21 protein-coding genes are annotated in these 26605 nt (G+C 37.5%); 12 read left to right on the plus strand and 9 right to left on the minus strand.

The annotated features are described in order from the left end of the window. The first annotated feature begins 167 nt into the window (after positions 1–167). From ANA7108_RS0109345 to ANA7108_RS0109355, 3 genes are all read left to right on the plus strand, one after another. Positions 168–4487: a hypothetical protein gene (locus tag ANA7108_RS0109345; RefSeq protein ID WP_016950520.1), complete on the plus strand. Its 4320-nt coding sequence runs from the start codon at positions 168–170 to the stop codon at positions 4485–4487. A 77-nt stretch (positions 4488–4564) separates the two neighbouring features. After that, entirely contained in the window at positions 4565–4999 is a 435-nt protein-coding gene (locus tag ANA7108_RS0109350; RefSeq protein WP_016950521.1) for a DUF29 family protein, read from the plus strand. After that, positions 5000–5818 (plus strand): TlyA family RNA methyltransferase, encoded by an 819-nt coding sequence (locus ANA7108_RS0109355; RefSeq protein ID WP_016950522.1) that lies wholly within the window; start codon positions 5000–5002, stop codon positions 5816–5818. It abuts the gene before it with no gap. A 326-nt stretch (positions 5819–6144) separates the two neighbouring features. Here the strand turns inward: ANA7108_RS0109355 and ANA7108_RS0109360 are convergent, their stop codons facing one another. Beyond that, the gene (locus ANA7108_RS0109360) at positions 6145–6420 is read right to left on the minus strand and encodes a Calvin cycle protein CP12 (protein WP_016950523.1); all 276 of its coding nucleotides are present in this window, start codon (positions 6418–6420) and stop codon (positions 6145–6147) included. A gap of 284 nt (positions 6421–6704) precedes the next feature. Further along, positions 6705–8099, minus strand: coding sequence for a GTP-binding protein (locus ANA7108_RS0109365; protein ID WP_016950524.1), 1395 nt, complete (start codon positions 8097–8099; stop codon positions 6705–6707). Positions 8100–9058: 959 nt separating this feature from the next. On the opposite strand from ANA7108_RS0109365, the gene ANA7108_RS0109370 reads away from it, so the two are divergent. Then, entirely contained in the window at positions 9059–9985 is a 927-nt protein-coding gene (locus tag ANA7108_RS0109370) for a cobalamin-binding protein (protein ID WP_016950525.1), read from the plus strand. Between the two features lie 346 nt (positions 9986–10331). On the opposite strand, the gene ANA7108_RS0109375 is transcribed toward ANA7108_RS0109370, so the two are convergent. Continuing rightward, positions 10332–12608, minus strand: coding sequence for a bifunctional (p)ppGpp synthetase/guanosine-3',5'-bis(diphosphate) 3'-pyrophosphohydrolase (locus tag ANA7108_RS0109375; protein ID WP_016950526.1), 2277 nt, complete (start codon positions 12606–12608; stop codon positions 10332–10334). Positions 12609–12904: 296 nt separating this feature from the next. Between ANA7108_RS0109375 and patD the strand changes: the two genes are divergently transcribed. The 4 genes from patD to ANA7108_RS0109395 all read left to right on the plus strand — a co-directional run bounded on the left by patD (position 12905) and on the right by ANA7108_RS0109395 (position 17262). Continuing rightward, the gene (gene patD / locus ANA7108_RS0109380) at positions 12905–13258 is read left to right on the plus strand and encodes a heterocyst frequency control protein PatD (RefSeq protein WP_016950527.1); all 354 of its coding nucleotides are present in this window, start codon (positions 12905–12907) and stop codon (positions 13256–13258) included. Between the two features lie 183 nt (positions 13259–13441). Beyond that, the gene (locus ANA7108_RS0109385; protein WP_016950528.1) at positions 13442–14683 is read left to right on the plus strand and encodes a hypothetical protein; all 1242 of its coding nucleotides are present in this window, start codon (positions 13442–13444) and stop codon (positions 14681–14683) included. A gap of 147 nt (positions 14684–14830) precedes the next feature. Then, on the plus strand, positions 14831–16480 hold the full coding sequence (locus ANA7108_RS0109390) for an ABC transporter ATP-binding protein (protein WP_016950529.1): 1650 nt from the start codon (positions 14831–14833) through the stop codon (positions 16478–16480). A gap of 62 nt (positions 16481–16542) precedes the next feature. Next, entirely contained in the window at positions 16543–17262 is a 720-nt protein-coding gene (locus ANA7108_RS0109395) for a class I SAM-dependent methyltransferase (RefSeq protein WP_016950530.1), read from the plus strand. A gap of 16 nt (positions 17263–17278) precedes the next feature. Here ANA7108_RS0109395 and blaOXA read toward each other — a convergent pair whose 3' ends face one another. Then, on the minus strand, positions 17279–18127 hold the full coding sequence (gene blaOXA, locus ANA7108_RS0109400; RefSeq protein WP_026104074.1) for a class D beta-lactamase: 849 nt from the start codon (positions 18125–18127) through the stop codon (positions 17279–17281). Between the two features lie 110 nt (positions 18128–18237). Here blaOXA and ANA7108_RS0109405 point away from each other — a divergent pair, with 110 nt between their 5' ends. Together ANA7108_RS0109405 and ANA7108_RS0109410 are read left to right on the plus strand one after the other, a co-directional pair. Then, entirely contained in the window at positions 18238–18738 is a 501-nt protein-coding gene (locus tag ANA7108_RS0109405) for a GNAT family N-acetyltransferase (RefSeq protein ID WP_016950532.1), read from the plus strand. 137 nt (positions 18739–18875) lie between these two features. Then, entirely contained in the window at positions 18876–19856 is a 981-nt protein-coding gene (locus tag ANA7108_RS0109410; protein WP_016950533.1) for a magnesium transporter CorA family protein, read from the plus strand. A 116-nt stretch (positions 19857–19972) separates the two neighbouring features. On the opposite strand, the gene ANA7108_RS0109415 is transcribed toward ANA7108_RS0109410, so the two are convergent. Further along, complete coding sequence (locus tag ANA7108_RS0109415) at positions 19973–21199, minus strand: DUF4336 domain-containing protein (RefSeq protein ID WP_016950534.1); 1227 nt, start codon at positions 21197–21199, stop codon at positions 19973–19975. Positions 21200–21616: 417 nt separating this feature from the next. On the opposite strand from ANA7108_RS0109415, the gene ANA7108_RS0109420 reads away from it, so the two are divergent. After that, on the plus strand, positions 21617–23008 hold the full coding sequence (locus ANA7108_RS0109420) for a malic enzyme-like NAD(P)-binding protein (RefSeq protein ID WP_016950535.1): 1392 nt from the start codon (positions 21617–21619) through the stop codon (positions 23006–23008). A gap of 596 nt (positions 23009–23604) precedes the next feature. On the opposite strand, the gene ANA7108_RS0109430 is transcribed toward ANA7108_RS0109420, so the two are convergent. From ANA7108_RS0109430 to ANA7108_RS0109445, 4 genes are all read right to left on the minus strand, one after another. Then, positions 23605–24018: a type II toxin-antitoxin system VapC family toxin gene (locus ANA7108_RS0109430; RefSeq protein ID WP_016950537.1), complete on the minus strand. Its 414-nt coding sequence runs from the start codon at positions 24016–24018 to the stop codon at positions 23605–23607. Beyond that, on the minus strand, positions 24009–24278 hold the full coding sequence (locus tag ANA7108_RS0109435; RefSeq protein WP_016950538.1) for a hypothetical protein: 270 nt from the start codon (positions 24276–24278) through the stop codon (positions 24009–24011). Before ANA7108_RS0109435 ends, ANA7108_RS0109430 begins: the two co-directional genes overlap by 10 nt. A 48-nt stretch (positions 24279–24326) precedes the next feature. Further along, entirely contained in the window at positions 24327–24638 is a 312-nt protein-coding gene (locus ANA7108_RS27120; protein WP_016950539.1) for a protein kinase, read from the minus strand. 131 nt (positions 24639–24769) lie between these two features. Further along, positions 24770–25516 carry a creatininase family protein gene (locus ANA7108_RS0109445; RefSeq protein WP_016950540.1) on the minus strand — a complete coding sequence of 249 codons (747 nt, stop codon included), beginning with the start codon at positions 25514–25516 and terminating at the stop codon, positions 24770–24772. Positions 25517–25705: 189 nt separating this feature from the next. Here ANA7108_RS0109445 and ANA7108_RS0109450 point away from each other — a divergent pair, with 189 nt between their 5' ends. Then, on the plus strand, positions 25706–26425 hold the full coding sequence (locus ANA7108_RS0109450; protein WP_144052371.1) for a hypothetical protein: 720 nt from the start codon (positions 25706–25708) through the stop codon (positions 26423–26425). The last annotated feature ends 180 nt before the right edge of the window (positions 26426–26605 follow it).

Raw genomic sequence — 26605 nt, forward strand, 5'->3', positions numbered from 1 at the left:
GCAGCTACACAATCAAAGTCCGTTTGCGCGGACTCAGTAGACATCGCACTTTGGCTTTTTGGCAAGGTGCGTTTACTTTTTTTAATATAAAAAATGTTTATTGATGCACAAATGTATTTAGTAGTATAAAATTTAAGACACACAGATACTTTTATACAAATCTTGATATGTTTATTCTTGATGATGTCATCGGAACATTAGTTGGAAAAGCAACAGATAAAGTCTTAGATAAACTAGATCACAGTGAAACTAGATTAAAGATTTTAGATAAATTTGGCTTGAAACCAGATGAACCACCTAATGATTTTGATGGAGTTTATGTCTATACTTTAATTGAGTATGGTGTAGGTAAACCAAAAGTTATTTTACAGTTATTTAAAGAAAAAGAAATTAAAGAAGAATTTCAGCAAGCATTTAGTCAAAATAAAAGTTTTAATAGTCAAACATTAGATGGCTTTATTCAAAGTTCTGATATTGGCGATAAAATCACAGACCAAAATATTGATTATCGTCGAGAATTGGCTGAATTTGCTAGATTATTCCTTGAAATTGCCAAACGATCTAGAACAGCAACGGAAATTTTACAAGACCATAAATTAGATAGTTTACAAAATAGTTTAAATCAAGTTCGGGAACAAATCAATCAACTGAGTTTACCAGAAATTCAAAAACAAATTGCTCAATTAGTACAAAGTCAACAGCAATTATTACCACCTGGAGAAATTGTCAGAGAAACAGCATTATCTAAACAATTAAAAAAATGGTTTGAAACACTGGGGTATAAATTTGAAACTTACAAAATCTTGGAAAAAGAATATTTTGAATGGATTATTAATATTCCTAAACGGCGAGGATATGATCGCATTTTGATTCACGGAGTTGAAGCAGAAGCGGGAATTAATGATATTAATGCAGTCAAACAAGCTGTAGAAACTCACAAGACTGATGAAGGTTGGATTGTCGCACCACGTCGAGTTAGTAAATTAGCCAGAGAAGAAGTTAAAAAATCTGAAAATGAACAGATTTTTTGTTATACCTTTGATGAATTAATCGAAGTCGATGCTGATTTTACTGGTTATTTTGAGTGGTTAGAAAATGAAGTTAAAAGCAGAGGAATTGATAAATATTATGTTCCCTTAGCTTGTACCAAAGAAGAAATTAACCCTAGAACTAAGCAGCGAATTGGCGTTAGTCATTATGGTCAAGAAGATGGTTGGATTGAGCGTTATATTAATGAATGGTTGGCTGACCCAGTAAAAGAACATTTATCCGTTTTAGGGGAATTTGGTACAGGTAAAACTTGGTTTGCTTTCCATTATGCTTGGTTGGCTTTACAAAAATATCGTCAAGCGAAAGCAGAAGGTTTACCTATTCCGCGAATTCCTTTAGTCATTCCTTTAAGAGATTATGCCAAAGCGGTGAGTATTGAATCTCTATTTTCTGAGTTCTTTTTTCGTAAACATAATATTGGTTTATCGGGATATTCTGCCTTTGAACAACTCAACCGCATGGGGAAATTGTTATTAATTTTTGATGGCTTTGATGAAATGGCTGCACGGGTAGACCGTCAAGCGATGATTAATAATTTCTGGGAATTAGCAAAAGTAGTTGGAACAGCAGGAACAAAGGCAATTTTAACTTGTCGGACTGAACATTTTCCAGAAGCGTTAGAAGGACGCACACTTTTAAATGCCGAATTACAAGCTTCTACTAAAAATTTAACTGGAGAAACGCCACAATTTGAAGTTTTAGAATTAGAAAAACTTGATGATGAACAAATTAAAAAAGTACTTGAGTTTAAAGCTAAACCAGAAACCGTTGCTAGTGTAATTAACAATCAACAATTATTAGACTTAGCACGTCGTCCGGTGATGATTGATTTAATTATGGAAGCATTACCGGATATTGAAGCTGGTAAGCCTGTGGATATTTCCCGTGTTTATCTCTATGCAGTGCGCCAAAAAATGGAACGGGATATTAAATCGGCACGCACTTTTACCTCAATAGCAGATAAATTATATTTCCTGTGTGAACTTTCCTGGGAAATGCTATCAACTGATAGGATGACTTTGAATTATAAAGAATTTCCAGATTTGATTCGTAGTTATTTTGGTGAAACGGTACAGGAACAAAAAGATTTAGACCATTGGCATCATGACATGATGGGGCAAACAATGTTAATTAGAAATGCTGATGGCGATTATTATCCTGCCCATCGGTCATTATTGGAGTTTTTTGTATCCTATAAATTGGGACGAGAATTAGGGATTTTAGCAGCAGATTTTCAGGATGTTGTGGAGGTTCTTCCCTACGACCAAGGAACAACAGATTTAAGTCAAACTTTCGGAAAAACTCTATTAGCCAAAGCTGTGTTAGATTTGATGTTTCCCATGTTGTCAACAACAGCAGATCAACGGTTATTAGCAGAGGTCAAAGCCACGAAAGGTAAAACAGAAATTGAAGCCGGTTTCAGTGGTAGTAATGCGGTGCAGTTGCTACTCAAAGATAGTCGGCTGGCTTTAGAAAAACAGGATTTGAGTGAGACAGTTATACCTGGTGTGAATTTTGGTTTGGCTAGTTTGTATAATGTCAACCTGACTGGGGCAAATTTAACAGAGACTTTTTTTGCTAAGGCATTAGGATCAGTTTATTCCCTTGCTTTTAGTCCAGATGGAAAATACCTGGTTACAGGAGATAGTGACGGTAGAGTTCAAATTTGGAATGCTCTAACAGGACGGGAAATATTGGCACTTTTAGGTCATAGCGATTGGGTTTACTCAGTAGCCTGGAGTGGAGATGGTCTAAGCTTGGCTAGTGGTAGTTTTGATAATACGGTAAAACTGTGGGATGTGCAGTCTGGGGACTGTGTGCAAACCTTAGAAGGTCATGGCAGTGGGGTTAGGTCAGTAGCCTGGAGTGGAGATGATCAGACCTTGGCTAGCGGTAGTGATGATCATACGGTAAAACTGTGGGATGTGCAGACTGGGGAATGTTTGCGGACTTTACAGGGTCATAGCGATTGGGTTTACTCAGTAGCCTGGAGTGGAGATGATCAGACCTTGGCTAGTGGTAGTGTTGATACAACAGTAAAACTGTGGGATGTGCAGACTGGTTACTGTGTCGGGACTCTACAGGGTCATAGCGGTGCGGTTTGGTCAGTAGCCTGGAATGGAGATGGTCTGACCTTGGCTAGTAGTAGTGGTGATAATACGGTAAAACTGTGGGATGTGCAGTCTGGGGACTGTGTGCGGACTTTAGAGGGTCATAGCAGTGAGGTTATATCAGTAGTCTGGAGTGGAGATGGTCTAACCTTGGCTAGCGGTAGTGATGATCATACGGTAAAACTGTGGGATGTGCAAACTGGGGACTGTTTGCGGACTTTACAGGGTCATAGCAGTGGGGTTATATCAGTAGTCTGGAGTGGAGATGGTCTAACCTTGGCTAGTGGTAGTTATGATCAAACGGTGAAACTGTGGGATGTCCAGACTGCGGACTGTTTGCGGACTTTAGAGGGTCATAGCAGTGGGGTCAGGTCAGTAGTCTGGAGTGGAGATGGTCTAACCTTGGTTAGTAGTAGTCGTGATAATACCGTGAAACTGTGGGATGTGCAGTCTGGGGATTGTATCGCCACCTTTGAGGGTCATAGCAATTGGGTAAACTCAGTAGTCTGGAATGGAGATGGTTTGACCTTGGCTAGTGGTAGTCATGATAAGACGGTGAAACTGTGGGATGTGCAGTCTGGGGACTGTATTGCCACCTTTGAGGGTCATAGCAATTGGGTAAACTCAGTAGTCTGGAGTGGAGATGGTTTGACCTTGGCTAGTGGTAGTTTTGATAAGACGGTGAAACTGTGGGATGTGCAGTCTGGGGATTGTGTGCAAACCTTAGAGGGTCATAGCAGTGGGGTTAGGTCAGTAGCCTGGAGTGGAGATGGTCTGACCTTGGCTAGTGGTAGTGGTGATAAGACGGTGAAACTGTGGGATGTGCAGTCTGGGGACTGTATTGCCACCTTTGAGGGTCATAGCAATTGGGTAAACTCAGTAGCCTGGAGTGGAGATGGTCTGACCTTGGCTAGTGGTAGTGGTGATAAGACGGTGAAACTGTGGGATGTGCAGTCTGGGGACTGTATTGCCACCTTTGAGGGTCATAGCAATTGGGTAAACTCAGTAGCCTGGAGTGGAAATGGTCAGACCTTGGCTAGTAGTAGTCATGATAAGACAGTGAAACTGTGGGATGTGCAGTCTGGGGACTGTATTGCCACCTTTGAGGGTCATGGCAATTGGGTTTACTCAGTAACCTGGAATGGAGATAGTCAAACCTTGGCTAGTGGTAGTAATGATAAGACGATGAAACTGTGGAATTTGCAGTCTGGGGACTGTATCGCTACCTTTGACCATAGGTTATATGCAGGGTTGAAGATTCAGGGAGTCAAGGGGTTAAGCCGGGCGGAAATATTGACTTTGAAGGCTTTGGGGGCTGTGGAGTAGGATGAATGCATTCCACGAGAACAGGATGACAGTAAACTAAAACTATGAGTTACTGAGCGATCGCTAGACATTAAATTATGGAAGAATTATTAACCCTGAAAGAATTGCTTCTGCAAGGAAATGTCCAAGAAGCATTGGTGATAGTTGAAGAATTAGAAGAAATGAGTCGAAATGATATTATTAAGACAATTCGCAGTTATGCAGTAATTTTATTGTTGCACTTGATTAAACAAAAAGCCGAAAACCGAACAACTCGCTCTTGGGAAGTTTCAATTAGAAACTCAGTCCGAGAAATTCAACGCGAAAATAAACGTCGTAAATCTGGAGGTTATTATTTAACCAAAGAGGAGCTTTTAGAAACTTTAGAAGAAGCTTATTTAAACGCTATTGATGAATCTTCCCTAGAAGTAAAAGAAGGTTTGTATGAACCAGAAGAATTAGAAAAGGTAGTTAATAAAAAAGAAATTATTCATCATGCTTTAAGTCTAATATTACCAGGAGAATCAAATTAATTGGTCAAACAAAGACTCGATACGCTATTAGTAGATTTAGGTTTATGTCCCTCTCGTCAACAAGCACAACGGCTAATTCAAGCTGGGGAAGTGACAGTAAATCAACAGATGATTGATAAAGCTGGGACTGAAGTTGATATTAAAGCCCAAATTCAAGTTAAAGAACGTCCTCCTTTTGTTTCTCGTGGTGGTGAAAAACTCGCTAAAGCTTTAGAATTTTTTGGAATTCCTGTAGCTGGACGTATGTGTTTAGATGGGGGAATTTCTACAGGTGGTTTTACAGATTGTTTATTACAAGCTGGTGCAATTCAAGTTTATGGAATTGATGTTGGCTATGGACAAGTTGATTGGAAAATCAGAACTGATGAAAGAGTAATTTTAAAAGAACGGACAAATTTAAGACAGTTAAAACCAGAAGATTTATATAATGAAAATGCGACGCTTCCTGATTTAGCGGTGGTGGATGTTTCGTTTATTTCTTTAACTAAAATTTTACCTGCATTATGGCAATTAACGCAAGCACCCAGAGAGGCTGTATTGCTTGTGAAACCTCAATTTGAGGTCGGTAAAAATCGTGTAGGTAAGAAAGGTGTGGTGCGTGATTCAAAAGATCATGCTGATGCAATTTTTCAGGTATTAAAAACAGCTTTGGAGTTAGGTTGGAAATATAAAGGTTTAACTTGGTCTCCTATAACTGGGCCAGCCGGAAATATTGAATTTTTGCTGTGGTTGGGAATGGAAAGTGAGACACCAGCACCCGATTTAGAGGTGATTCAGGAAATGACTAAACAAGTAGTGGATGAGTTTATAAAAAAATGATGCACAATTATAGGACTTACGCACTGTAAGAATCTGCCATGATGTGAATGAACGAAATTGTGTCGTTTTCGCCTTTGGGAATAACTTATTGAGTAAGGTTAAGGTGCGTCAGATAGAGAGAATCTGTTTTTTGTGAAAATATCGTGTCTGACGCACCCTACAAGAAATATAATTCATATTACATATTTGAGGAATATTGTCAATGCGTAAGTCCTAAATTATTAGAAATTATTAGAAATTATTAGAAATTATTAGAAATTATTAGAAATTATTAGAAACTATTAGAAACTTGGTAGGGGTTTAGCAATGCTAAACCCTGAGATAATTTAAATATCGTAAATCAAACACTCTAATGCGTCTGGATACATTTCGCAGTAGGTTTCTAGGGCTGTTTTACGATGTTTTGCTTGTTTTTGATGTGCCTTTTCAGCTTGTAATTCTTCGACAATATCCCAAGCTACTGCACAATTAGAGGAGTTACTTCCATTTTGATCACAGGTTGAACGAGCTTCTGCAATTGCTTCAAGAATTGCTTGCTCAATAGTTTTAGTGCTATTTTTGTTAGTATTACTAGCAGCTAAAACTTCGTTTAAAAATGTCATGACTTTTCACCCTTATTGTTGAGTAAGATCAAGATTTACTGCAAAGTTCAATCTGTACTTAAGTATTTTTTACTCAGCACTGTTTGGTTCTTGTTGTATGAGAAGATAGGAATGTAGAGAAAGTATTAGAACCAGTTAAGAAACTATTCTCAACGGTAACAATTTAAAAAAATATTTTTAGTTAATTTATATACTTTTTTGGACATGATCAAAAAGAAATGTCTTATTTATACCTATTCAAAATTTAGTCTGTAGTTGGGAATATGAAACTGTGCTAACTGAAATTAAACATCTCCAAAGGTTCCACCCAATTCTTGCCGTAAACGATACAAAATTGTATTTTTGTCAACCTGCGATAGAATTTCTTGAATAACTGTATCAGCGCCTAATTGTCCCCAAGTACAGCCTTTTTCTAGATATATTTGTGCGGCTTTACCGACAGTATAAGCACCATAACCGGCAATTCCACCTTGAGCGATACCTCCGGTGAGCTTTGCTATTGCACTCCCAGCAAAAGTAGTAATATTCACAGGACTATCACCACTAACTATAGCAGCGGTACTATTGCCTAAACCTAACATTAAACTACTGCCGATTTCTCCTAACAATAAACCACCAGAACTGAATAAAATGGTTTTTAATAATTTACTAGCTTCATAGCTTGTCATGGGTAAACCATATAATCTAGCTAAAGAACGAATCAAAGCTAAATCGGTGATTAAACCGCCAAGAATATCTAAAATAGGAATGGGATTTAAACCAATAGCGAGAGCTTTATATTTAGTAAATTTCCAAATGATATCTTCTGCTTCTTCTTCACGAATATCAATGGTTTTACTAGCTATAACTGCTTCTGCTTCCCTTGCTTGGATAAGTGCATTTAAAGCTAAAAGCGATCGCCCTTCTCTATTAAGTATATTCAGAATTGTTTGTTTCAGTTCCTCAACCTGCGGTGGTGGTGTTTCCCATTCATAACTCACAGTTCCATCTGGGTATTCTACTCTAACTTCCATTGATGCAGGTTCAGCCGCTACCATGACAATTTCATCAGGTAGTAGAGGTTTTTGTTGAAGATTTCCTGCACCCAATAGTTGTAAATTTTTGTAAATGGTCTTTCTGTCTGTATCTGGGTACAAATCGATTTTGTTAAAAACTAAAATCAGTGGTTTTTGGGCTTGTCGTAATTCGAGCAATCCTTGATACTCAGTTCTAGTAATATCTCCAGAAACAACAAACAAGATTAAATCTGCTTGACGAGCTACTTCTCTCGCCATTTGCGCCCTTGCTTCCCCTTCAATTTCGTCTAATCCGGGAGTATCAATTAATTCAACTAATACCTTTCCTCCTGGTTTCCAGCGTACTGAACGAGGCCATTGAGTTACTCCGTTTAGAGGGCCAGTTTGGAGAATTTTTTCACCTAGCAAGGAATTCAACACTGCTGATTTTCCGCGACTCACTAAACCAAAAGCAGCTATCCTGACTACGTTGGAGTCTAACTTGTTGAGTGTGGTAGTTAGAACTTCTATTTCTGGTTTTACTAAACCTGCTAATTTTTGGTTTGATGATAGCTGTCCTGACTTGCGGAGATATCCATACCAAGATAATGCCTGTCTAAGACTAGCACGGGCGCGGTTCAAATGGGTTTCTTGCAGGTTTCGTACTGCGTTAGGTTGAGACAAGGTGGCGCAAATAATAGATTACATATCCATTTATATCGAAATTTATAGTTTTTTATAAATTAACTTTGAATACTTCAGATATCTTAATTCAGAATGTAGGGCTGTGTTCACTATCCCAGCATTTATTATTTTCCCAACTTCTACCAGAATTTTCACATCGGGATGGATTGTTGATCCAAGGAATAGAGGTTGGGTAATACGAAGTTCCCATATTGCTTATATCACCTACGTCGATAGATATGGGAGAAGAGAATAAGGGTATGACCAGACGCAAAAACGCATAAGTATCAATAGGTATGGTTAGTATAAATACATAAACTATTATATTTTTAATAGACCAAGAGCTTTTGTAAGCAGGATTTTTAGAGTTCTTGTCGGTTTTTAATGTTTTGCGATTTTTGTATAAAAACATAAATAGTATCTTAACGTTGTTAGACTGCTCAAGGAGAAATTTGTTTCTTGAGAAGTCATTATTAAGCATTTCCACTTAAAAGTCAAAGATAAAAATAACAAATATTTAAATTTGCTGACTACTTAGTTATGCAATTTACTAAAAAATAAAAATCGTATTTGTCACTAAAATGGCTAAAAGTGCCGATTTATAAAGATTAAGGGTAATACGTAAGTAAACAAACTTATTGCATTAAAAGTAAATTAATACACTTAAAAATATTACGAGTTTTCAACTACGTATATTATTATTTTAGGATATAATTAAATGTAATTATATTTATTTATAATAAAAATGTAATATTATAGCGAGACAAAGTTACTATGCATCACTACAAAGGAAGTTAAAAAATAGGCAAAAATATACGTGATTGTTTTTTTGGATTTTTAGTTCTGTGAAGCGGTATTATGTTCTCCCAAATCAATATCTATGTTTCTAAAGAAGGATAATTTACCAGTTAAATTGTGCAACAATTAAAGTTAGGAACACCTTGAAAGGAGGTGGAACCATGACACATAAAAATATAAGAATTGTTTCTTTAATTCCTAGTGCGACGGAAATTATCGCCACACTGGGTTTGTCTAAAGCTATTGTAGGGCGATCTCATGAATGTGACTATCCCCCGGAAATAGCCAATGTACCTGTGTGTACTCAAGCACGTTTGAACAGCAATGCTCCCAGCAATGCTATTGACAATGATGTAAATAAAATATTGCAATCTGCTCTGAGTATTTATAAAATCAAGTTTGATGTTTTAGAGAAATTGCAGCCAACGCATATTATCACTCAAGATCAATGTGATATTTGTGCTGTAAGCTTACCAGAAGTTGAAAAAGCTGTCACTCAGCTTACCCACAGTTCACCGCAAATTATCTCTTTGCAGCCTAACACACTAAAGGATGTGTGGGGTGATATTGAACGAGTTGGTCACGCTTTTGATGTTGATTCAGTAAAAATACTGGAAAACTTAGAAGCAAGAGTTAGAATTTGTAACCGTAAAATTCAAGGGCTATTTATCACAGAAATGCCTACAGTCGCTTGTATTGAGTGGACTGATCCTTTAATGATGGCTGCAAATTGGATACCTGAGTTAATCAACTTAGCAGGTGGAAAAACCTTGTTTAGTGTTACGGGTAAACCTTCTGCACAGTTGGACTGGAAAACATTGGTTAATACTAACCCCGACGTAATTATTTTTATGCCTTGCGGTTTTGATTTACAAAAAACTCACGAAGAAGCAAAATTATTAACTCAACGTCCAGAATGGCAAAAACTGCACGCTGCTAAAACAGGTAGAGTGTTTGTGACCGACGGTAACGCTTACTTTAACCGTCCTGGTCCGCGACTGGCTGATTCTGTGGAAATTTTAGCAGAAATTTTGCACCCAGATATTTTTCAATATGGTTATAGAGGTACTGGGTGGGAGCCTTTATAAGACTGAAATTATCTCATTTAACCACCAAAAACAGCAATTCCGTAATACTTACTGCGTACAGCTACATTCGTTGTCTGCGCCCTTAACTAAGTAAATTGGCGTTAAAAATTGTCGTTGGGATAAGGCAGGGGGCTGCTCTTGCAGGGGGCTGCTCTTGCAGGGTGCAGGGGGAAAAAGGGTTTTATTCTGCCTACCTGACTTGAAAATAGATTTTCATCCCTCCTGGTGTACGCAGTTCATGATGGCTACTTATCTAAATTATTATGGCACTAATTGCGGGAATAGAGTTTTTGTAACATCGGTGCGTTAAGTGTTAAAATAGTTAACGCACCCTAACTAGTGATAATTAGCCTTGTAACTCTTCAACTTGGCCTACACGACGGATGTTAAGAATATCACTCATTTTCTTAATTTGTACAAATAAGTGTTCTAATTGTGAGCGATCGCGGATATCAATACCCAAATCCATTAAAGCCGGTTGTCCCAAAGCAGTTTTCACATTTGCATGACGCACATTGATACCTTGATCACTCAACCGCGATAAAATATCTTTTAATATTCCCACTCTATCAAGTGTCTCAATTTGAATATCAATAGGGTAAGTGTGAGGACGGCCGTGATTTTCTAAAGCTGAGTTCCATTTCACTGGGACTAAGCGTTCACATTCCACATGATCCACATTATGACAGCCTTGACGATGGATAGATATACCCCTTCCCCTTGTCACCACACCAATAATCCCTTCCCCAGGAATCGGCGTACAACAACCAGCCACATGATAAACTAAGCCTTCTACGCCAATAATTGGTGAATCACTAGCACGGGAAGTAGTTGGTGGCGTATCCCGTGCAGTTTTTGATGTTGATTCCTTGGGTAAAAACGGGATAACATCAGCCACCGGTTGATCTGCTTTCACCACATCTCGCCAGCGATTTAATACTAGGTTTAAAGTAATTTCTCCATAACCTAAACCCGCGAGTAAATCTTCAACACTGTGATAATTACACTTTTCGGCGACAGTCTGCATCGCATCAGATTTCAGCAAATTATCAAAACCAGTTTTACCAAGTTCCTTTTCTAATAAATCTCTTCCCCGCGCCACATTTTCTTCTCGGCGCGATCGCTTGTACCATTGTTTAATTCTATATTTCGCCGCCGAAGTCCTGACAAAATTTAACCAATCCAAACTAGGATGGCTATTCTTTTGAGTAATAACATCAACAATATCCCCATTTTGCAACCTTGTTGATAATGGCACCATCCGCCCATTCACCCGCGTACCTGCACAATGGTTCCCTACCTCTGTATGAATTCGATAAGCAAAATCTATACTCGTAGAACCGGGACTTAGAGGAACCACATCCCCCTTAGGGGTGAAGACATAAACATCATCTTCAAATAGATTGTCTTTAACACTATCTAAATATTCTTGCGCGTCTTTTAGATCACTTTGCCATTCCAGCAATTGCCGTAACCAAGTAAACTTTTCATCTGAACCCGTTAATTGGTTATTAGTGGAACCACCTGTTTCTTTATACTTCCAATGTGCTGCAATCCCATATTCAGCAACATGATGCATATCCACAGTCCGAATTTGCACTTCCAAAGGGCGACCGGTCAAACCAATTACCCCAGTATGCAACGACTGGTAACGGTTCGGTTTAGGCAATCCAATATAGTCTTTAAACCTGCCAGGAATGGGGCGAAAAGCATCATGAACCACAGCCAAAGCCCGATAGCATTCCTCATTAGTTTGCACAATTATTCGCAGCGCTGCCAAATCATAAATTTCATGAAATTCTTTTTGCTGCTTATGCATTTTTTGATAAATGCTATAAAGATGTTTGGGGCGGCCACTAATATCCAAACACTGGATTCCGGCTTGCTGCAACCGTTCCCGCAAAACGTTCGTAGTTTTAGCCAGTTTTTCTTCCCGCGCTGTTCGTTTTTCAGAAACGTGCTGCTGAATTTCACGAAAAGCCTCCGGTTCCAAATACTTAAACGCCAAATCCTCCAATTCCCATTTAACTCGCCATATTCCCAAACGATTGGCTAAAGGCGCAAAGATATCTCGCGTTTCCTGGGCGCTACGGCGGCGGCTTGCTTCTGACATATACTGCAAGGTTCGCATATTATGCAAACGGTCTGCCAACTTCACCACAATTACTCGAATATCTTTAGCCATTGCCAAAAACATTCGTCGGAAATTCTCAGCTTGGCTTTCAGTTTTGCTAGTGAAATTGATTTTAGAAAGTTTGGTGACACCCTCCACCAATTGCCGTACTTCTGCCCCAAAATGCTCTTCTATTTCTTCAATTGTAACTTCTGTATCTTCAACTACATCATGAAGAAATCCAGCTGCTATCATAGCAGGACTGCCGCCCAAATCTCTCAGCAAACCAGCTACAGCGACTGGATGGGCAATATATGCTTCTCCAGATTTACGGTACTGCCCTTGATGGAGTTGATAGGCAAATTGGAAAGCGCGACAGATTAAAACCATATCACTATGCGATCGCTCAATTTCCGGTTCGGTGTTTTTTGCTGATGTTTCTCGTAAACATTTCTTAAGCCATTCCGGAAGACTGACATCAACTGAAGAATTAAGAAGTAAGCTGCTCATACAAGAGAGATTATAAGTTTTTGGTGGATTAAGTGAGATATAGACGCAAATTACAGCATCTCCCCAGAAGATGCTGTTGCCCTACAGACGGGTAGAAAAAACAGTGTGAGGATGACTTTCTAATTGCCTGTGATCATCATCCATTGCAGGTGTCGAGGCATATAAGACTGAGTATCCATAGATGACAAACAAAGCCTCAAACTGTAATTCGAGGCTTTTAGTTTGATTAAGTCCTTAAAAAAGTTTATTCTAGAAGAAAATTTTCTTGACATTAATACTATCTTAACTAGCACTGGATGTCTCTAAATCTTGATAAATATCAGGAATTTGCAACATTTCTAGAGCAACTACGCTCTGATGTTAACAAAAATCAAGTAGATGCTCCTACCCTAAGGCAGCGTTTAGGCGCTTTGCATCAATTTTTTATCCAACAAATTGTGCCTTTAGGCGATGTAGAATATCGAGAGCAGTCTTACCAAACTGAAATGAGTAAGCAACTGCGTCTTCTGGAAATAGATGTGATGTTTTTCCAAGGTGCAAAGCAGTCAGCAACAGCACAAGCTAGGCTTAAAACTATTGAAGAACGCTTAACAACTTTAATTAGATATTGTCATGCCATAATCCAACCAGAGCAGAAGGGGGAAAAATAACGACTGCACTCCTTTTTCTTGGTCTAACTACATAATGCCACTTATAACTTACTTGAAACTGCTACCAAAGTAACAGGAAAGTGGTAGGTTGATTTCAGCAATAGTTTAACCCAACAACAAATTAGATTTTCGGAATGTTGGGTTGACGTGAAGAAATCCAACTTATGTAAGTGTAAAAATTATATGTTTGATAGAATACGTCGTTTTTTAAGTCAATTTTTTCATAATTCTCAAACAATCAATAATGAACCTGTAAATAAGGTAAGTTTGATTGTAATTATCCTAGTTGATATTTTCATTCTAATTAATGTTTTTACAGGTTTAGATGATATTAGTAGATGGCATCTCAGTCCATATCAAGCTTATCCATGCTATTCAGAATGGGATAGTTATAAAAAACAACCTACTATAGATAAAGATTATGAAATTATCAAGAGTTCATTGCCATACAATACAACTAGTCAAACCAAATTTAAGCAAAATTATCAACAAGAAGAACTAGGACATTTAGGTAAAGTTTCAGAAATATGTTTAAATTATGGTGAAGCTAAAGATCAACTAAATAATGCCGAAAATCGCCAAACTCTAATCAGCATAAATCAGACACAAGATAATATCAATAAATTACAAAAAGCAAATTTAACTATTAGGAATCAATATGATTCAACGCTATTAGAAAAAATTGCTGGACAGTCTTCAGGAAATTCAATTAATCAAGTTGCAGCAGAAAAAGCCAAACAAGAGTTAGATAAAAATAACCGCAAAATTTCTACATTTAAACAAAAAATAGCTAATCTGCAAAATCAACTGGTGACCAAACCAGAAACTATTAATTTCTTATCTTTTCTCAAAGATGAAACTAAATTTACAGAAGTTAAAAAAGGCTATGAAAACGCATCATTTTGGTATCCCAGTCTCCAACTGATATTTCAATCTATTTTTCTCATACCTCTAATTATTATCGCTTTATTAGCACATCAATTTAGCGTCAAGAGAGGATATGGACTGATAGCTTTAATTAGCTGGCATTTGCTGGTAATATTTCTAATTCCGTTGATTTTGAAAATCTTTCAATTTCTACAAATTGGCGTAATTGCAGAGTTCATTTTCAATATTATCAGTCAAGTCTTTGGTAGCTTGCTGTTTCTAATTAGTTATGTTTATATCTTTTTGATTCCTCTCGTTGGTTTTGGACTAATCAAATTCTTACAGACAGTTGTCTTTAATAATAAATCTCAAGCTACTAAAAGGGTTCAAAAATCACAATGTATTAACTGTGCAAAAACCATTAAAACTCATGATGCCCATTGTCCTCATTGCGGATATTATCAATATGTTGAATGCCATAATTGCCATAATTTAACTTACAAAAAGTTGCCTTATTGTTATCATTGTGGTGCTGATCAAAATCATAGTCATTCTTAAAGAACCCCACCCCAACCCCGCTTGCGAGGAGGGGGCTAAGATATATCTCATTCAAGTGCGCTATAGAACAACTATTTTCACTAATCTGATAGACTATCCTAAATTTAAGATTTTATAGAAGTTGTAGCGTCAGGCTAATAATTAACTATGAGTGAAGCCTTATTTAATGTTGAAAATCTCTGCGTAGCTTATCCCCAACGCCACGGAGAAGAAGCAAGCTGGGCGGTTGATAATGTATCTTTTACACTCCAAGCAGGTGAAAGAATGGGTTTGGTGGGAGAGTCTGGTTGTGGTAAATCTACTATTGGTAGGGCAATAATGAAGCTGTTACCTTCTTCTAGTCGTGTTGAAGGTCAAGTAAATTTTCAGGGACAGCCTGTTTTAGATTTAACACAAAATCAGATGCAGAAGTTTCGGGGTGAAGCGGTGGCTTTGATTTTTCAAGACCCAATGACGCGCCTTGACCCGTTGATGACAATTGGTAATCATTGTATTGAAACTTTACAAGCCCATTCACCGGAGTTATCAAAACAGCAAGCGAAAGAAAAAGCTTTAGCGACTTTGGCAAAAGTGAAAATTCCTGCTAGTCGTTGGAGTCAGTATCCCCATGAGTTTAGCGGGGGAATGCGTCAACGGGTGGCTATTGCACTGGCTTTACTTCTTAATCCTAAACTGATTGTGGCAGATGAACCCACAACTAGCTTAGATGTCACGGTTTCTGCACAAATTCTGCAAGAGTTAACGCGATTGTGTGCTGAGGAGAATATGGGATTGTTGTTGATTTCCCATGATTTAGCAATGGTGGGGGAATATTGCGATCGCATTGGGGTAATGTATCAGGGTAAAATGGTGGAAATGGGGAAAACGGAAACTGTATTTAAACAACCTCAACATGAATATACCCGTTCTCTATTAAAAGCAGCTTTGCATATTCAAGCAGTCAATGATAATGAAGAATTGGTAATTGATAATAGAGAAACAAGCCAATCACCAATTCTAAAAATCACAGAACTTAAGCAATATTATAGCATAGAACCGAATTTTATTGAACGCTTATTTAAAGGAGAAGGACAAACAATTAAAGCTGTAGATGGAATTAATTTGGAATTACATCCAGGGGAAATTTTAGGACTAGTGGGTGAGTCTGGTTGTGGGAAAAGTACACTTTCTAGAACTATCTTACAATTAATTCGTCCTACATCTGGAAAAGTCGAGTTTTTAGGACAGGAATTAACGAGTTTATCACGTCAAGAAATTCGTTCTTCCCGTAGACAAATCCAAATGATATTTCAAGATCCCCATGCTTGTTTAAATCCCGCTATGACCGTGGGACAAAGTATAGCAGATCCTTTATTAATTCACAATTTAGCTAATACTATACAAGCCAAAGAAAAGGTTTTATGGATGTTAGAAAAAGTGGGTTTAACACCAGCAGAACTTTATTATCAGCGTTATCCCTCTGATTTGTCTGGGGGACAACAACAACGGGTTGCCATAGCACGGGCTTTAATTACTCGTCCTAAACTGGTAATATGTGATGAACCAGTAAGTATGCTAGATGCCAGCGTGCAAACACAAGTTCTTGATTTGATGCTACAACTAAAGGCAGAATTTGAGTTAACTTACCTATTCATTACCCATGATTTATGGTTAGCGCGGTTTTTGTGCGATCGCATAGCCGTGATGAATGGTGGTAAAATTGTCGAACTAGGACAAACTAAACAGATTTTTTCTCATCCTCAACATCCCTACACCCAAACCCTGTTAGCTGCTGCACCTTTATTAGCAAGAGTATAAGGAGTTCAGGAGAAATAAGCAGAAAGAGGAAAATGACCAATCACCAATCACAAAAGTAATTAATGTCTAAAAATCCGTCTTCTAAACCTTACACAACCAATACCAATCAATCAGATAAATGGCAAGAAAGAGTAGCGCAAATAGCATATCGCTTTAATAAACAATATCAAAATCAAAAATTTGAAGTACCAGACGAAGTCCAAGCAATGCCAATATTTAGAGAATGGACTACTGGCATATTAAGTAATAAGATTGTATCGCCTTTTTGGGAAATTGCTCAACCTCAAAAAAACCAACATTGTTTAGATATTGGCTGCGGGGTCAGTTTTTTAATCTATCCTTGGCGAGATTGGCAAGCATTTTTTTATGGACAAGAAATTAGTAATATTGCCAGAGATACTTTGAATTCCCGTGGTTCACAGTTAAACTCAAAACTTTTCAAAGGTGTTGAGTTAGGTGCATCTCATCATTTAAACTATGTTTCTGGTCAGTTTGACTTAGTAATTGCAACGGGTTTTAGTTGCTATTTTCCCCTAGAATATTGGCAAGCTGTGTTACTAGAAGTAAAACGGGTATTGAAACCAGAAGGACAGTTTGTATTTGACATTCTCAATTCAGAACAACCTTTAGCTGAAGATTGGGCGGTTCTAGAAACTTATTTGGGTGCTGAGGTGTTTCTAGAATCTACGACAGACTGGGAAAAAACAATTAAGGCTACGGGTGCTAAAGTAATTAAACGGCAATTAGGAGAATTATTCGAGTTGTACAAAGTCAAGTTTTAAGAGAAAAATCAGGACATTATAGGACTCCTAAATCCTTCAGACTGCTGCGTGTAATTTCGATTCGGGCAGGTATATCATCTGGTTTATTGATGTCAATATTTGTGGCAAAAAAGTAGACGTTTTTGTTTTGTTCCAAATAGCCAACAAACCAACCTACTTGGGGTTTACTGCTAGTTAACCATCCCGTTTTAGCCCGCAGTGTGTAGTCTGGAGTTTTTTCCCACACCATAATGTCTTTCACAACATCCATTGTCCGTTTTGAAAAAGGTAAATTACCTTGATACAACCTTTGTAAAAAATCAATTTGCGCTTTGGGTGTAATTTTCAAAGGACCTTGCAGCCAAAAACGATCAATGTCTGCGGCAGTACCAATTTCACGGTTGCCATAGCCAACTTTATCAATCCATTGCTGCATTTGTGCATATCCAATTCTGCGTGCTAAAACTTGATAAAACCAAACAGTTGAATTCTTGAAGGCTTGACGTAAATTTGTATCCTGATTCCAAGTCTCAAAATCTCGATGAATTCCATCCCAAGTCAGAACAGCGACATCATCTTTAATTACACCAGTTTCTAAAGCCGTCATGGCGTTGAAAATTTTAAAGGTTGAAGCTGGAGTAATTGGGGTGGTATTACGTTGAGGATTGTGTTCATAGGTGAGGTTATTTTGGGAATCATAAATTATGATCGATCCTGCAACCCCAAATTTTTGGAAATGTCGCCCCAAGTCTGGGACTTTAACATTGACTTTTGCTGAATGTTCAGATGAGATAGAAGAAGGTTTTGCCAACACATAGATTGACCAGAAGTTAATGATGATTATGACTGTGAAGGCAAGAGTTAGAGATCGCCAAATACGAGACAAGATTTTCTCTCCATTTATATTGAATATAATTAACAGAATAACTGATAAATTTTACTGTAACAGTGTATTATTTGTGAAGATTTTAACAACAATTTTCCCAAATAGCAGCAATGATTATTCGCCATGCTAGAGAAACTGATTTACCTGCCATTGTAGCAATTTATAATGCTGCGGTTCCCAGCCGCATGGCGACAGCCGATTTAGAACCTGTATCTGTGGAAAGTCGTTTGGCTTGGTTTAAAGGAAGAGTCCCTTCACAGCGTCCTCTGTGGATAATTGAGACAGAAGGTTTAGTTACTGGATGGTTAAGTTTTCAATCATTTTACGGCAGACCTGCTTACCACTCAACTGCGGAAATTAGTATTTACATTTCCCCAAATTTTCAGGGATGTGGTTTGGGAAAACAACTGTTAACAAAAGCAATTTATGAAAGCCCAAATTTAGGTTTAAAGACTTTAGTGAGTTTTATTTTTGCTCACAATCAACCCAGTTTAGGATTATTTACATCTTTTGGTTTTCAACCTTGGGGACATTTGCCTAGAATTGCAGATTTAGATGGAGAAGAAAGGGATTTAATGATTATGGGATTACGGGTTAGTGAGTTACATTGAAAATCCAAAAGTTCAAGATTTATGATATTATCTTTAGTTCGTAATTCTCATGAAAATTGCTACACTACTCCCAACTAAACAAACACACCTAGAACATAGTCAAAGACATCTCAAATGAAGTCTGTTAGGATTGCCATATGCTAATTCTCCTCACCTTTTCTGAGAATAACCTAGAGTTATTCACCACTAGAGATGTCGATGTAGTACTGACAAAAATTGATAATTCTCGCAATATTTGGTTGCGCTGTATTAACTTCCGCGATCGCACTGGAACAGCTAGAATTATCAAGTATTTTGGACTTAATGCATCTCGTGTTGATATGATTTTCAACCATTCCTCCATAGGAATTGATGAAGACATAGAAGATTGTTTATTTAACAGCTATGAAATTCTGACTCATCACATAAAAAATCGGGAGTTTGAGGTAGCCCGTGGCAGTATTGTCGTAGGAAATAATTTTATCATAACCTTTGAAATTACGGAATTGAAAATATTAACCATACTCACTAACAATTTTCAAAAGCGAAATTTAGATATTCAAAAATGGGGAGTTGATTATATTCTATATCTGATTTATAAAGATATTTTGAATAATTACCATACTGTATTTGACTATATTTCTAGAAAACTTGATGATTTAGAAGATGAAGTTCTAGATAAATTGGGTGATGACTCAACGTATCAGAAAATTGCCACAATGAGGCAATCTACTCGTGTGGGAAGGCGCAATTTTCAAAGTATTAAATCACTACTGGTGATGATGGATTACGACGACTTCCAATGGATTACCCCACCTGTGAAGACACTATTTAATCAAGAATTAGTTCATCACATTGATAATCTCTGGCAAGAATATCTGGCTTTGAGAACCTGGATGTCAGAATTAATGGAAATTCAACGGGATAATGTCGCCAGCAAAACTAGTGAACGAATTAATCGTCTAACTATTCTCTCCAGCATATTTTTGCCCATCACTTTTATTTCTGGCTTCTATGGTATGAACTTCAAATATATGCCTGAATTAGATCAACCTTGGGCTTATCCTGCTATTATCAGCATTATGGTATTGATTGTGATTTCTAGTATTGTCTATGCTAAACGACAACGTTGGTTGTAGTCAGCAAGATTGATTACACTGCGGTAGAAATCCAGCTACCATTTCAAATTAGGTAAAAAGTTCCATGAAACAAGATTTTTTAATTTTTTAATTTTTAATTTTTAATTTTTAATTGTTTACACCTTATCCTTGGCTGGCGGCACAATACCAAATCTATTTAACCCGGCATCAATATTTCTCAATATTTTAAAATCATCTTCTGGTAAAGGATAACTATTACTACTAATAAAACCACCCATTGGCTGTTTTTCCAAAAATGAAAATGCTTGGCGAAACTGTTGAGGTTCTGCTTTAATTGGAGCATCAAAATGGCAGGAAATAATCCAATTAAAATCCCAACTGGCAACTTTATCAGCCCAATTTATTGTTTTTCTGGGGGCGCGATTTAAAATTAAACTTTGTAAAATTGGTGCAACAAATAAACGTCCATTTCCAGACAATACATCAAATGAAGTTTGCCAATTTTCTTGCCACTGGAAAGGGAAAAACCCAAAATAGGCTTTTCGAGAACGTTCTGGGGCTTTCTGGGCATCGCGGAACACTTGACCCCATGTCGGGATTGCTAACACACTCGGTTGAAAATACAAGGCAAATAATGTTACACGCTGCCATCCTTTACAGCGATTGGCTTGGGTATCGGTAACTATGTCAGAGGCTTTGTCTTTGGCGTGGTACAACAAGGGATAAGGATCGAGTTGGATGATGGCTGGTGGGTCTGCTGGTACTGAAATTATGGTATCTGTAAGTAAGAGGGTGTGCGATCGCTTGTGGAAAAAAGCCACCTCTGCAAACTTACCAGGCCCCAAATCAATTGCTCCCAATATGGCATAATCAAAATCATCTGCAAAAGGCGTTTCTTGGCTATTTTCTGGCAATACTTGAGTCCGTTTACCTGGTAAACCCAACCAACTCAACGGCAAATTTAGGGGAAAACTCCACTGTTCAGGTGCAACAAATACCTGTGCATTGGGGAAACACCGCGCAAAGGGGCCAACAAATACTTTATGTTCTATTCCTGATATAGTTGGCAAAATAATATACTTAACATCGCCATGTACGGCTACCAACTCATTTAGCAAACCGACACATTCTCCTGTTGGTGCCACAGGTGCATAAACCAACAAACCGCCATTTTCTAGCTTAACGACAGTCATGCGAATTGGCACAACAACATAGAAAATCCCTTGTAACTGATCAAAAGTCCAAATGGTATCTTTTACAACTTCTTTACGGATTGTTCGTCGTTGACCATAAGGGTAAATTGGTACAACAGGCCAGAACCGCCATGAAAAGTCCTGGGGATTAACATTTTCTATATTAACTATTTGTTCACCGTGAGTCACAAGGTTAAGGGCATCTATGTTGAAAGAGGCTATTTTTGCAGATATTTAAAACCATTGGGCAAAAGTATCCTTTTTTTTACCCAGTTTATGTATATGAAAAACCAGCCTGGTTTGAAGAATATCATGTAATCGACTCAGTTCACAACTCAAACTAATATCCACCAAACCCTGAAAATACAATTCTGGAGTTATATATTTTGATGCAAAAATAAACGGATTTATACGGCAATTAACTAAGTAAGTACTGAAAAGCAAAGTTGCCCAAAAACCTCTTTTCTTCTGCTTCCTGCTTTTTCAGAACGACAATTTTTAATGCCGACCTCCTTAAATACACACTAAATGTCATATTTAATTGTGGAAATAGAATTTTAACTGGCAATTCAATATAAAATCTAAAATTTAAAATCGCAAATCACCATGAAAAATCTAACTCCTAATTCTAGTTTCAGTGTTACCCTGCGTTTGCAAATTCCCAATCGGGTGGGGATGTTAGCATCTGTAACACAGGCCATTGCCGCTACTGGTGGTAATCTAGGACAAATTGATTTAATTGAGCAAACCCGCCAAGAATCTATACGTGATGTTACGGTTGATGCAGCTAGTACCGAACACGCGGAAACAATTGTTCAAGGTGTAAAAATATTACCAGATATTAAAGTAATCAGTGTTTATGACCGCACCTTTAATTTACATCGGGGTGGCAAAATCAGTATTGTTAGTAGAATTCCTTTAAGAAGTGTTTCTGACTTAGCAATGGCTTACACTCCCGGAGTCGGTCGGATTTGTACAGCGATCGCTCAAAATCCAGAGGAAGTGTACAACCTGACTATCAAAAACAACACCATAGCGATTGTCACTGATGGTAGTGCTGTCTTGGGTTTGGGTAATTTGGGACCTGAAGCAGCTTTACCTGTGATGGAAGGGAAAGCCATGCTGTTTAAGGAATTTGCTGGACTGGATGCTTTTCCCATCTGTCTGGATACTCAAGATACAGATGAGATTGTCAAAGCTGTCAAAAACATCGCCCCGGTATTTGGTGGTGTGAATTTGGAAGATATCGCTGCACCGCGCTGTTTTGAAATTGAAAAAAGACTGCGAGCAGAATTAAATATCCCGATTTTTCATGATGATCAACATGGGACAGCAATTGTCACTTTGGCGGCATTGTTTAATTCTCTAAAACTTGTGCAAAAATCTATTGCAGATATACGCATTGTGATTAATGGTGCAGGTGCGGCTGGGGTAGCGATCGCTCGTTTACTCCGCAAAGCTGGAGCAGAACACATCTGGATGTGCGATTCTAAGGGGATTATATCCACTACTCGTACAGATTTAACCCCAGAAAAACTGGAATTTGCCGTTAAAGCCCAAGGAACTTTAGCCGGTGCAGTCCAAGGTGCAGATGTGTTTATCGGTGTCAGCGCACCGGGAGTTTTGACACCAGAAATGGTACAAGGCATGACGAAAGATGCAATTGTGTTTGCAATGGCTAATCCCATTCCCGAAATTCAACCAGAATTAGCCCCTAAAAATGTCGCTGTCATGGCTACGGGTCGGAGTGACTACCCCAACCAAATTAATAACGTCCTGGCGTTTCCTGGGGTGTTTCGTGGGGCTTTAGATTGTCGGGCTAGTACGATTACTACTACTATGTGTTTAGAAGCTGCCAGTGCGATCGCTTCTTTGGTCAAACCGGCGGATTTGAATCGGGAACATATTATTCCTTCTGTCTTTGACAAGCGTGTTGCTAATGCTGTAGCTGCTGCTGTTCAACAAGCCGCACGGGAAGAAGGTATTGCTCAAAGTTAGAGTTTGTTAGTTTGTGGGATGGGCATCTTGCCCGTCCTGATGCTAAAATAGATTGAATTTTTTCTCTCGCAGAGGCGCGGAGTTGCAGAGAAAGTATAAGTTATTTGTATGGGATTTTGGGAAAAAATATTTTCTCAATTATTGCGGGTCTATTCTCATTATTATTGAGAATTTTGTCAATAAATTTACGAGTTTTGGTGATTTCAGCTAGGGGGCTTGACAGTGTTCCGAGTTTTGGGTATGCTAATGTTATATCTAGAAATCTGTTCGCGCAGCATATATAAGGTTTCTATTCATCAAGATAATTATTTCCAAAAGAAATCTTATATTTTTATTTACTATCTGGCTGATGAATTAACAGTTAGTTCATTTTTTACAGAAGGATGTACAGGATATTATTGAATGATTTTTGGTGAGGAGTTGGTGATTTTTATTTATCAGAATCAGGATTTCCAGGATTTGAAGATTTTCAGGATGTTATTGGATGATTTTTGGTGGGGAGTTGGTGATTTTTATTTGTCTGATAGCGAAGCGTGGCGTAGCCATATCAGGATTTCCAGGATGTGGGTTTAAAGTATGATGATAAATTATCATTCCTAAATAAAATCTGCTAAACAACTACCTAATTTTAAATTGTCTATATTTTCAAAATCACTATCATAGGTAAATAAAATTAAATCATGTTGAATTGCTGTAGATGCAATCCAAATATCATTAGTAGGTATAGGTTTTCCTTTTTTTCGTAATTGAGAATAAATGAGAGCATAATATTCTGATGTTTTCTCATCTACAGGAAATATTTTAACTCTAGGAGATTGCATGAATTTATCTAATTCATAACGATTAATTTCTGGTTTATTTCCTAATGCAAAACCTCCTAGTAATTCTCCAAAGATGATAGAATTGATGGCAATAATATCTACATTTGCAATTATTGTAACTGCTTCATTTTGATTACGTTTAAAAGCAGTATAAGCATTAGTATCTAGTAAGATTGATTTTATTGCCATAACTTTTGATCAATTTCATTAAATTGTTGAGTATTAAGTAAAAATTCAGTTTCATCTTCTTTTGTCCATGTTCCAGCAAGATAATCTAAATCATGGTAAGGATAGGAATTAGAAAGATGTTTTTCTGAAGTTTCCAATGTTTCTGAATGTTTCATTTTATTTATTTTACCAGTAAATTCTTTTATCAATTGATAAAGGTTATTTAGTTCTTGTTCTGGTATTTTGTCAATTTCTGCTTGAATCAGTTCTTTCATAGTCATAGCTTTTACTGCTGATGGGAATTGATTATATTATTATATCGTAATAAGTTATTTGTCTGATATGGCTACGCCACGCTTCGCTATCAGACAATTGAGAAATTCATATTCGGGAAAATTGTCGTAAACTTGGACAATATGCGGATGATAGCATTTTGATAAATCTAAGGCTTCCTTTCTAAACCTCTTTTGTCTTTCCGCAAAGTCTGGTTTTTCTCGTTGTTCGCGGTTGAGGGTTTTAATCACAACCAACCTGTTTTCTTCTGTATCTTCTGCAAGATAGGTTTCACCAAAGCCACCGCCACCGATGACTTTTTTAATGATATACTGTCCGTTCTGTAGTGCGGTGTTAGGTGTCCACATATTGTCTGAATCAGGATTTACAGGATTTAAGGATGAACAGGATTTAAGATATATGTTACATCTATTTGTATGTATTTAGACATCCTCTCAATTCCTCTCTGCGACTCTGCGCCTCTGCGTGAGAAAAAACCCTATTCCCCCTTCATAAATTCCAAATATCCCTTACTCAATTCCTCCACAGCCAAATCATAAAATTGCTTACCATGTTCTGGGGTTGCTAAATCTGGATTTGAACCCATACGGCCATCTGGATAACGTAAACGAAAATCAACAGCACTATAAATTTTATGTCCACTAGCAACTTCTGGAGAAAGATATGCTTTTTTAATTGCTTCTGGATAAACATATTGGGTAACAGCTACTTCGCTAGGGGTAGCATGAGAACCTTCTTGATTACCATATAATTCTTTAGCAAGTTTGTACACAGAACTACCCATAAACCAATTAGCAATTTGACATTGAACTTTTGAGGAATTGGGAATTTGTAAATCTTCTAAATGAGCGTAAGTTTCAGAAAAAGCAGCTTTGAGAGTCGCAATATTTCCCCCATGTCCATTAATAAAATAGAACTTAGTAAAACCAGCTTTGACTAAACAAGTTAAATAATCTTTAACTACTAAAATTAAAGTGCTAGGACGTAAACTAATTGTTCCCGGAAAAGCAGTATGATGTAATGCCATTGCCACATTTATTGTTGGTGCAACCATAGCTTGAGTTGCTTCCCCAACACCTTTTGATATAGATTCTGCACAAATTGCATCAGTACCAATTAATCCCGTAGGTCCATGTTGTTCCGTCGAACCAATTGGTAAAATAATTCCTTGAGATTTTTGTAAATAAGTTTCAACTTCCGTCCAAGTGCTTAAATGTAAGAGCATTTTGTATTTAAATCCATTCTGAAATCTATTATAAATGATTGTTTGTCTATTCAGTATTACTACTGAAATAAAAAATAAGTGACCATAGTGGATTTACTTAAATTGCAAAAACTATCAAAAATCAAATAATATCTTGCTAAATAGCGCCAATATTGATATTATTTTAAATAAATTAAAGTATAAATTCTTATGCTAAAGAGTTTTATTTCACAGTCTTATTTTCTGTTGATGTCTACGCTGACTTTGGGTTTCACAGTTGCTTCTCCTGATGATGTTCAAGCTCTCACCTTTGTTGATTCTTGGAACTTCAACAGCAGCAACTTAAATTCTAGTCAAGGTAATGGTACGCTAACAAGTAATTTCGTCCCTGCAAACATTATCTACTTTACAGGTACAACAATCAATGCTGTAGGTAGTGATCCTGCTGGTCAATCTTTTGGTCTGCAAGCTGGTACATCCAATGTTAATAATAGTAAAAATATTACACTTCAGTTTAATCTCTCACAATATTCCGACCCAATTCTAACATTTGCAACCCAGAAAACAAGTACAGGTTTCAATAATGATTTAGTTGAATGGTCTATTGATGGCACCACATTTTCAACAGTAGGAATTAGCGGCACAAATCCCTATAACCCCGCAATAAGTTTCGCTCTGCAAACTTTTGACTTCAGCAATGTTAATGCCATAGATAGTGCCTCTACAGCCTTTTTTCGCATTACTTTTGATGGCGCTACTTCTAGCGCAGGTAATAATCGAATTGACAATATACAACTCAATGCCACTCTAAATTCCACCCCTGTTCCTTTTGAATTCAATTCTGCTTCCAGTTTAATAATTTTAGGAGGAGCTTTTGGGTTACGTTATTGGCGTAAGCGCTGCTATGATCAGCAGAGAAATTCTCTATGAGGAGATGGAGTCGCAACAAGTTTTCAGGAATACGGATACAAACAATTTACTGATACTGCAACTTTAGTTCATAACACTCATTGCGAATCTCCAAACACAACTAACTCCGAGTAAATGATGAGATGTTTGTTTTCTGGATTGTCAACAATCCCAAGGAATAAAGAAAATATTGGCGCTTGA

The sequence above is a fragment of the Anabaena sp. PCC 7108 genome (genome assembly GCF_000332135.1).
Taxonomy (GTDB): domain Bacteria; phylum Cyanobacteriota; class Cyanobacteriia; order Cyanobacteriales; family Nostocaceae; genus Anabaena.

Bases quoted from the DNA above. Each gene is read 5' to 3' on its own strand.
- ANA7108_RS0109345 (WP_016950520.1), top strand. From the start codon at position 168: ATGTTTATTCTTGATGATGTCATCGGAACATTAGTTGGAAAAGCAACA.
- ANA7108_RS0109350 (WP_016950521.1), top strand. From the start codon at position 4,565: ATGGAAGAATTATTAACCCTGAAAGAATTGCTTCTGCAAGGAAATGTC.
- ANA7108_RS0109360 (WP_016950523.1), bottom strand. From the start codon at position 6,420: ATGACATTTTTAAACGAAGTTTTAGCTGCTAGTAATACTAACAAAAAT.
- ANA7108_RS0109370 (WP_016950525.1), top strand. From the start codon at position 9,059: ATGACACATAAAAATATAAGAATTGTTTCTTTAATTCCTAGTGCGACG.
- ANA7108_RS0109375 (WP_016950526.1), bottom strand. From the start codon at position 12,608: ATGAGCAGCTTACTTCTTAATTCTTCAGTTGATGTCAGTCTTCCGGAA.
- patD (WP_016950527.1), top strand. From the start codon at position 12,905: ATGTCTCTAAATCTTGATAAATATCAGGAATTTGCAACATTTCTAGAG.
- ANA7108_RS0109385 (WP_016950528.1), top strand. From the start codon at position 13,442: ATGTTTGATAGAATACGTCGTTTTTTAAGTCAATTTTTTCATAATTCT.
- ANA7108_RS0109390 (WP_016950529.1), top strand. From the start codon at position 14,831: ATGAGTGAAGCCTTATTTAATGTTGAAAATCTCTGCGTAGCTTATCCC.
- ANA7108_RS0109395 (WP_016950530.1), top strand. From the start codon at position 16,543: ATGTCTAAAAATCCGTCTTCTAAACCTTACACAACCAATACCAATCAA.
- ANA7108_RS0109405 (WP_016950532.1), top strand. From the start codon at position 18,238: ATGATTATTCGCCATGCTAGAGAAACTGATTTACCTGCCATTGTAGCA.
- ANA7108_RS0109410 (WP_016950533.1), top strand. From the start codon at position 18,876: ATGCTAATTCTCCTCACCTTTTCTGAGAATAACCTAGAGTTATTCACC.
- ANA7108_RS0109420 (WP_016950535.1), top strand. From the start codon at position 21,617: ATGAAAAATCTAACTCCTAATTCTAGTTTCAGTGTTACCCTGCGTTTG.
- ANA7108_RS0109430 (WP_016950537.1), bottom strand. From the start codon at position 24,018: ATGGCAATAAAATCAATCTTACTAGATACTAATGCTTATACTGCTTTT.
- ANA7108_RS0109435 (WP_016950538.1), bottom strand. From the start codon at position 24,278: ATGACTATGAAAGAACTGATTCAAGCAGAAATTGACAAAATACCAGAA.
- ANA7108_RS27120 (WP_016950539.1), bottom strand. From the start codon at position 24,638: ATGTGGACACCTAACACCGCACTACAGAACGGACAGTATATCATTAAA.
- ANA7108_RS0109445 (WP_016950540.1), bottom strand. From the start codon at position 25,516: ATGCTCTTACATTTAAGCACTTGGACGGAAGTTGAAACTTATTTACAA.
- ANA7108_RS0109450 (WP_144052371.1), top strand. From the start codon at position 25,706: ATGCTAAAGAGTTTTATTTCACAGTCTTATTTTCTGTTGATGTCTACG.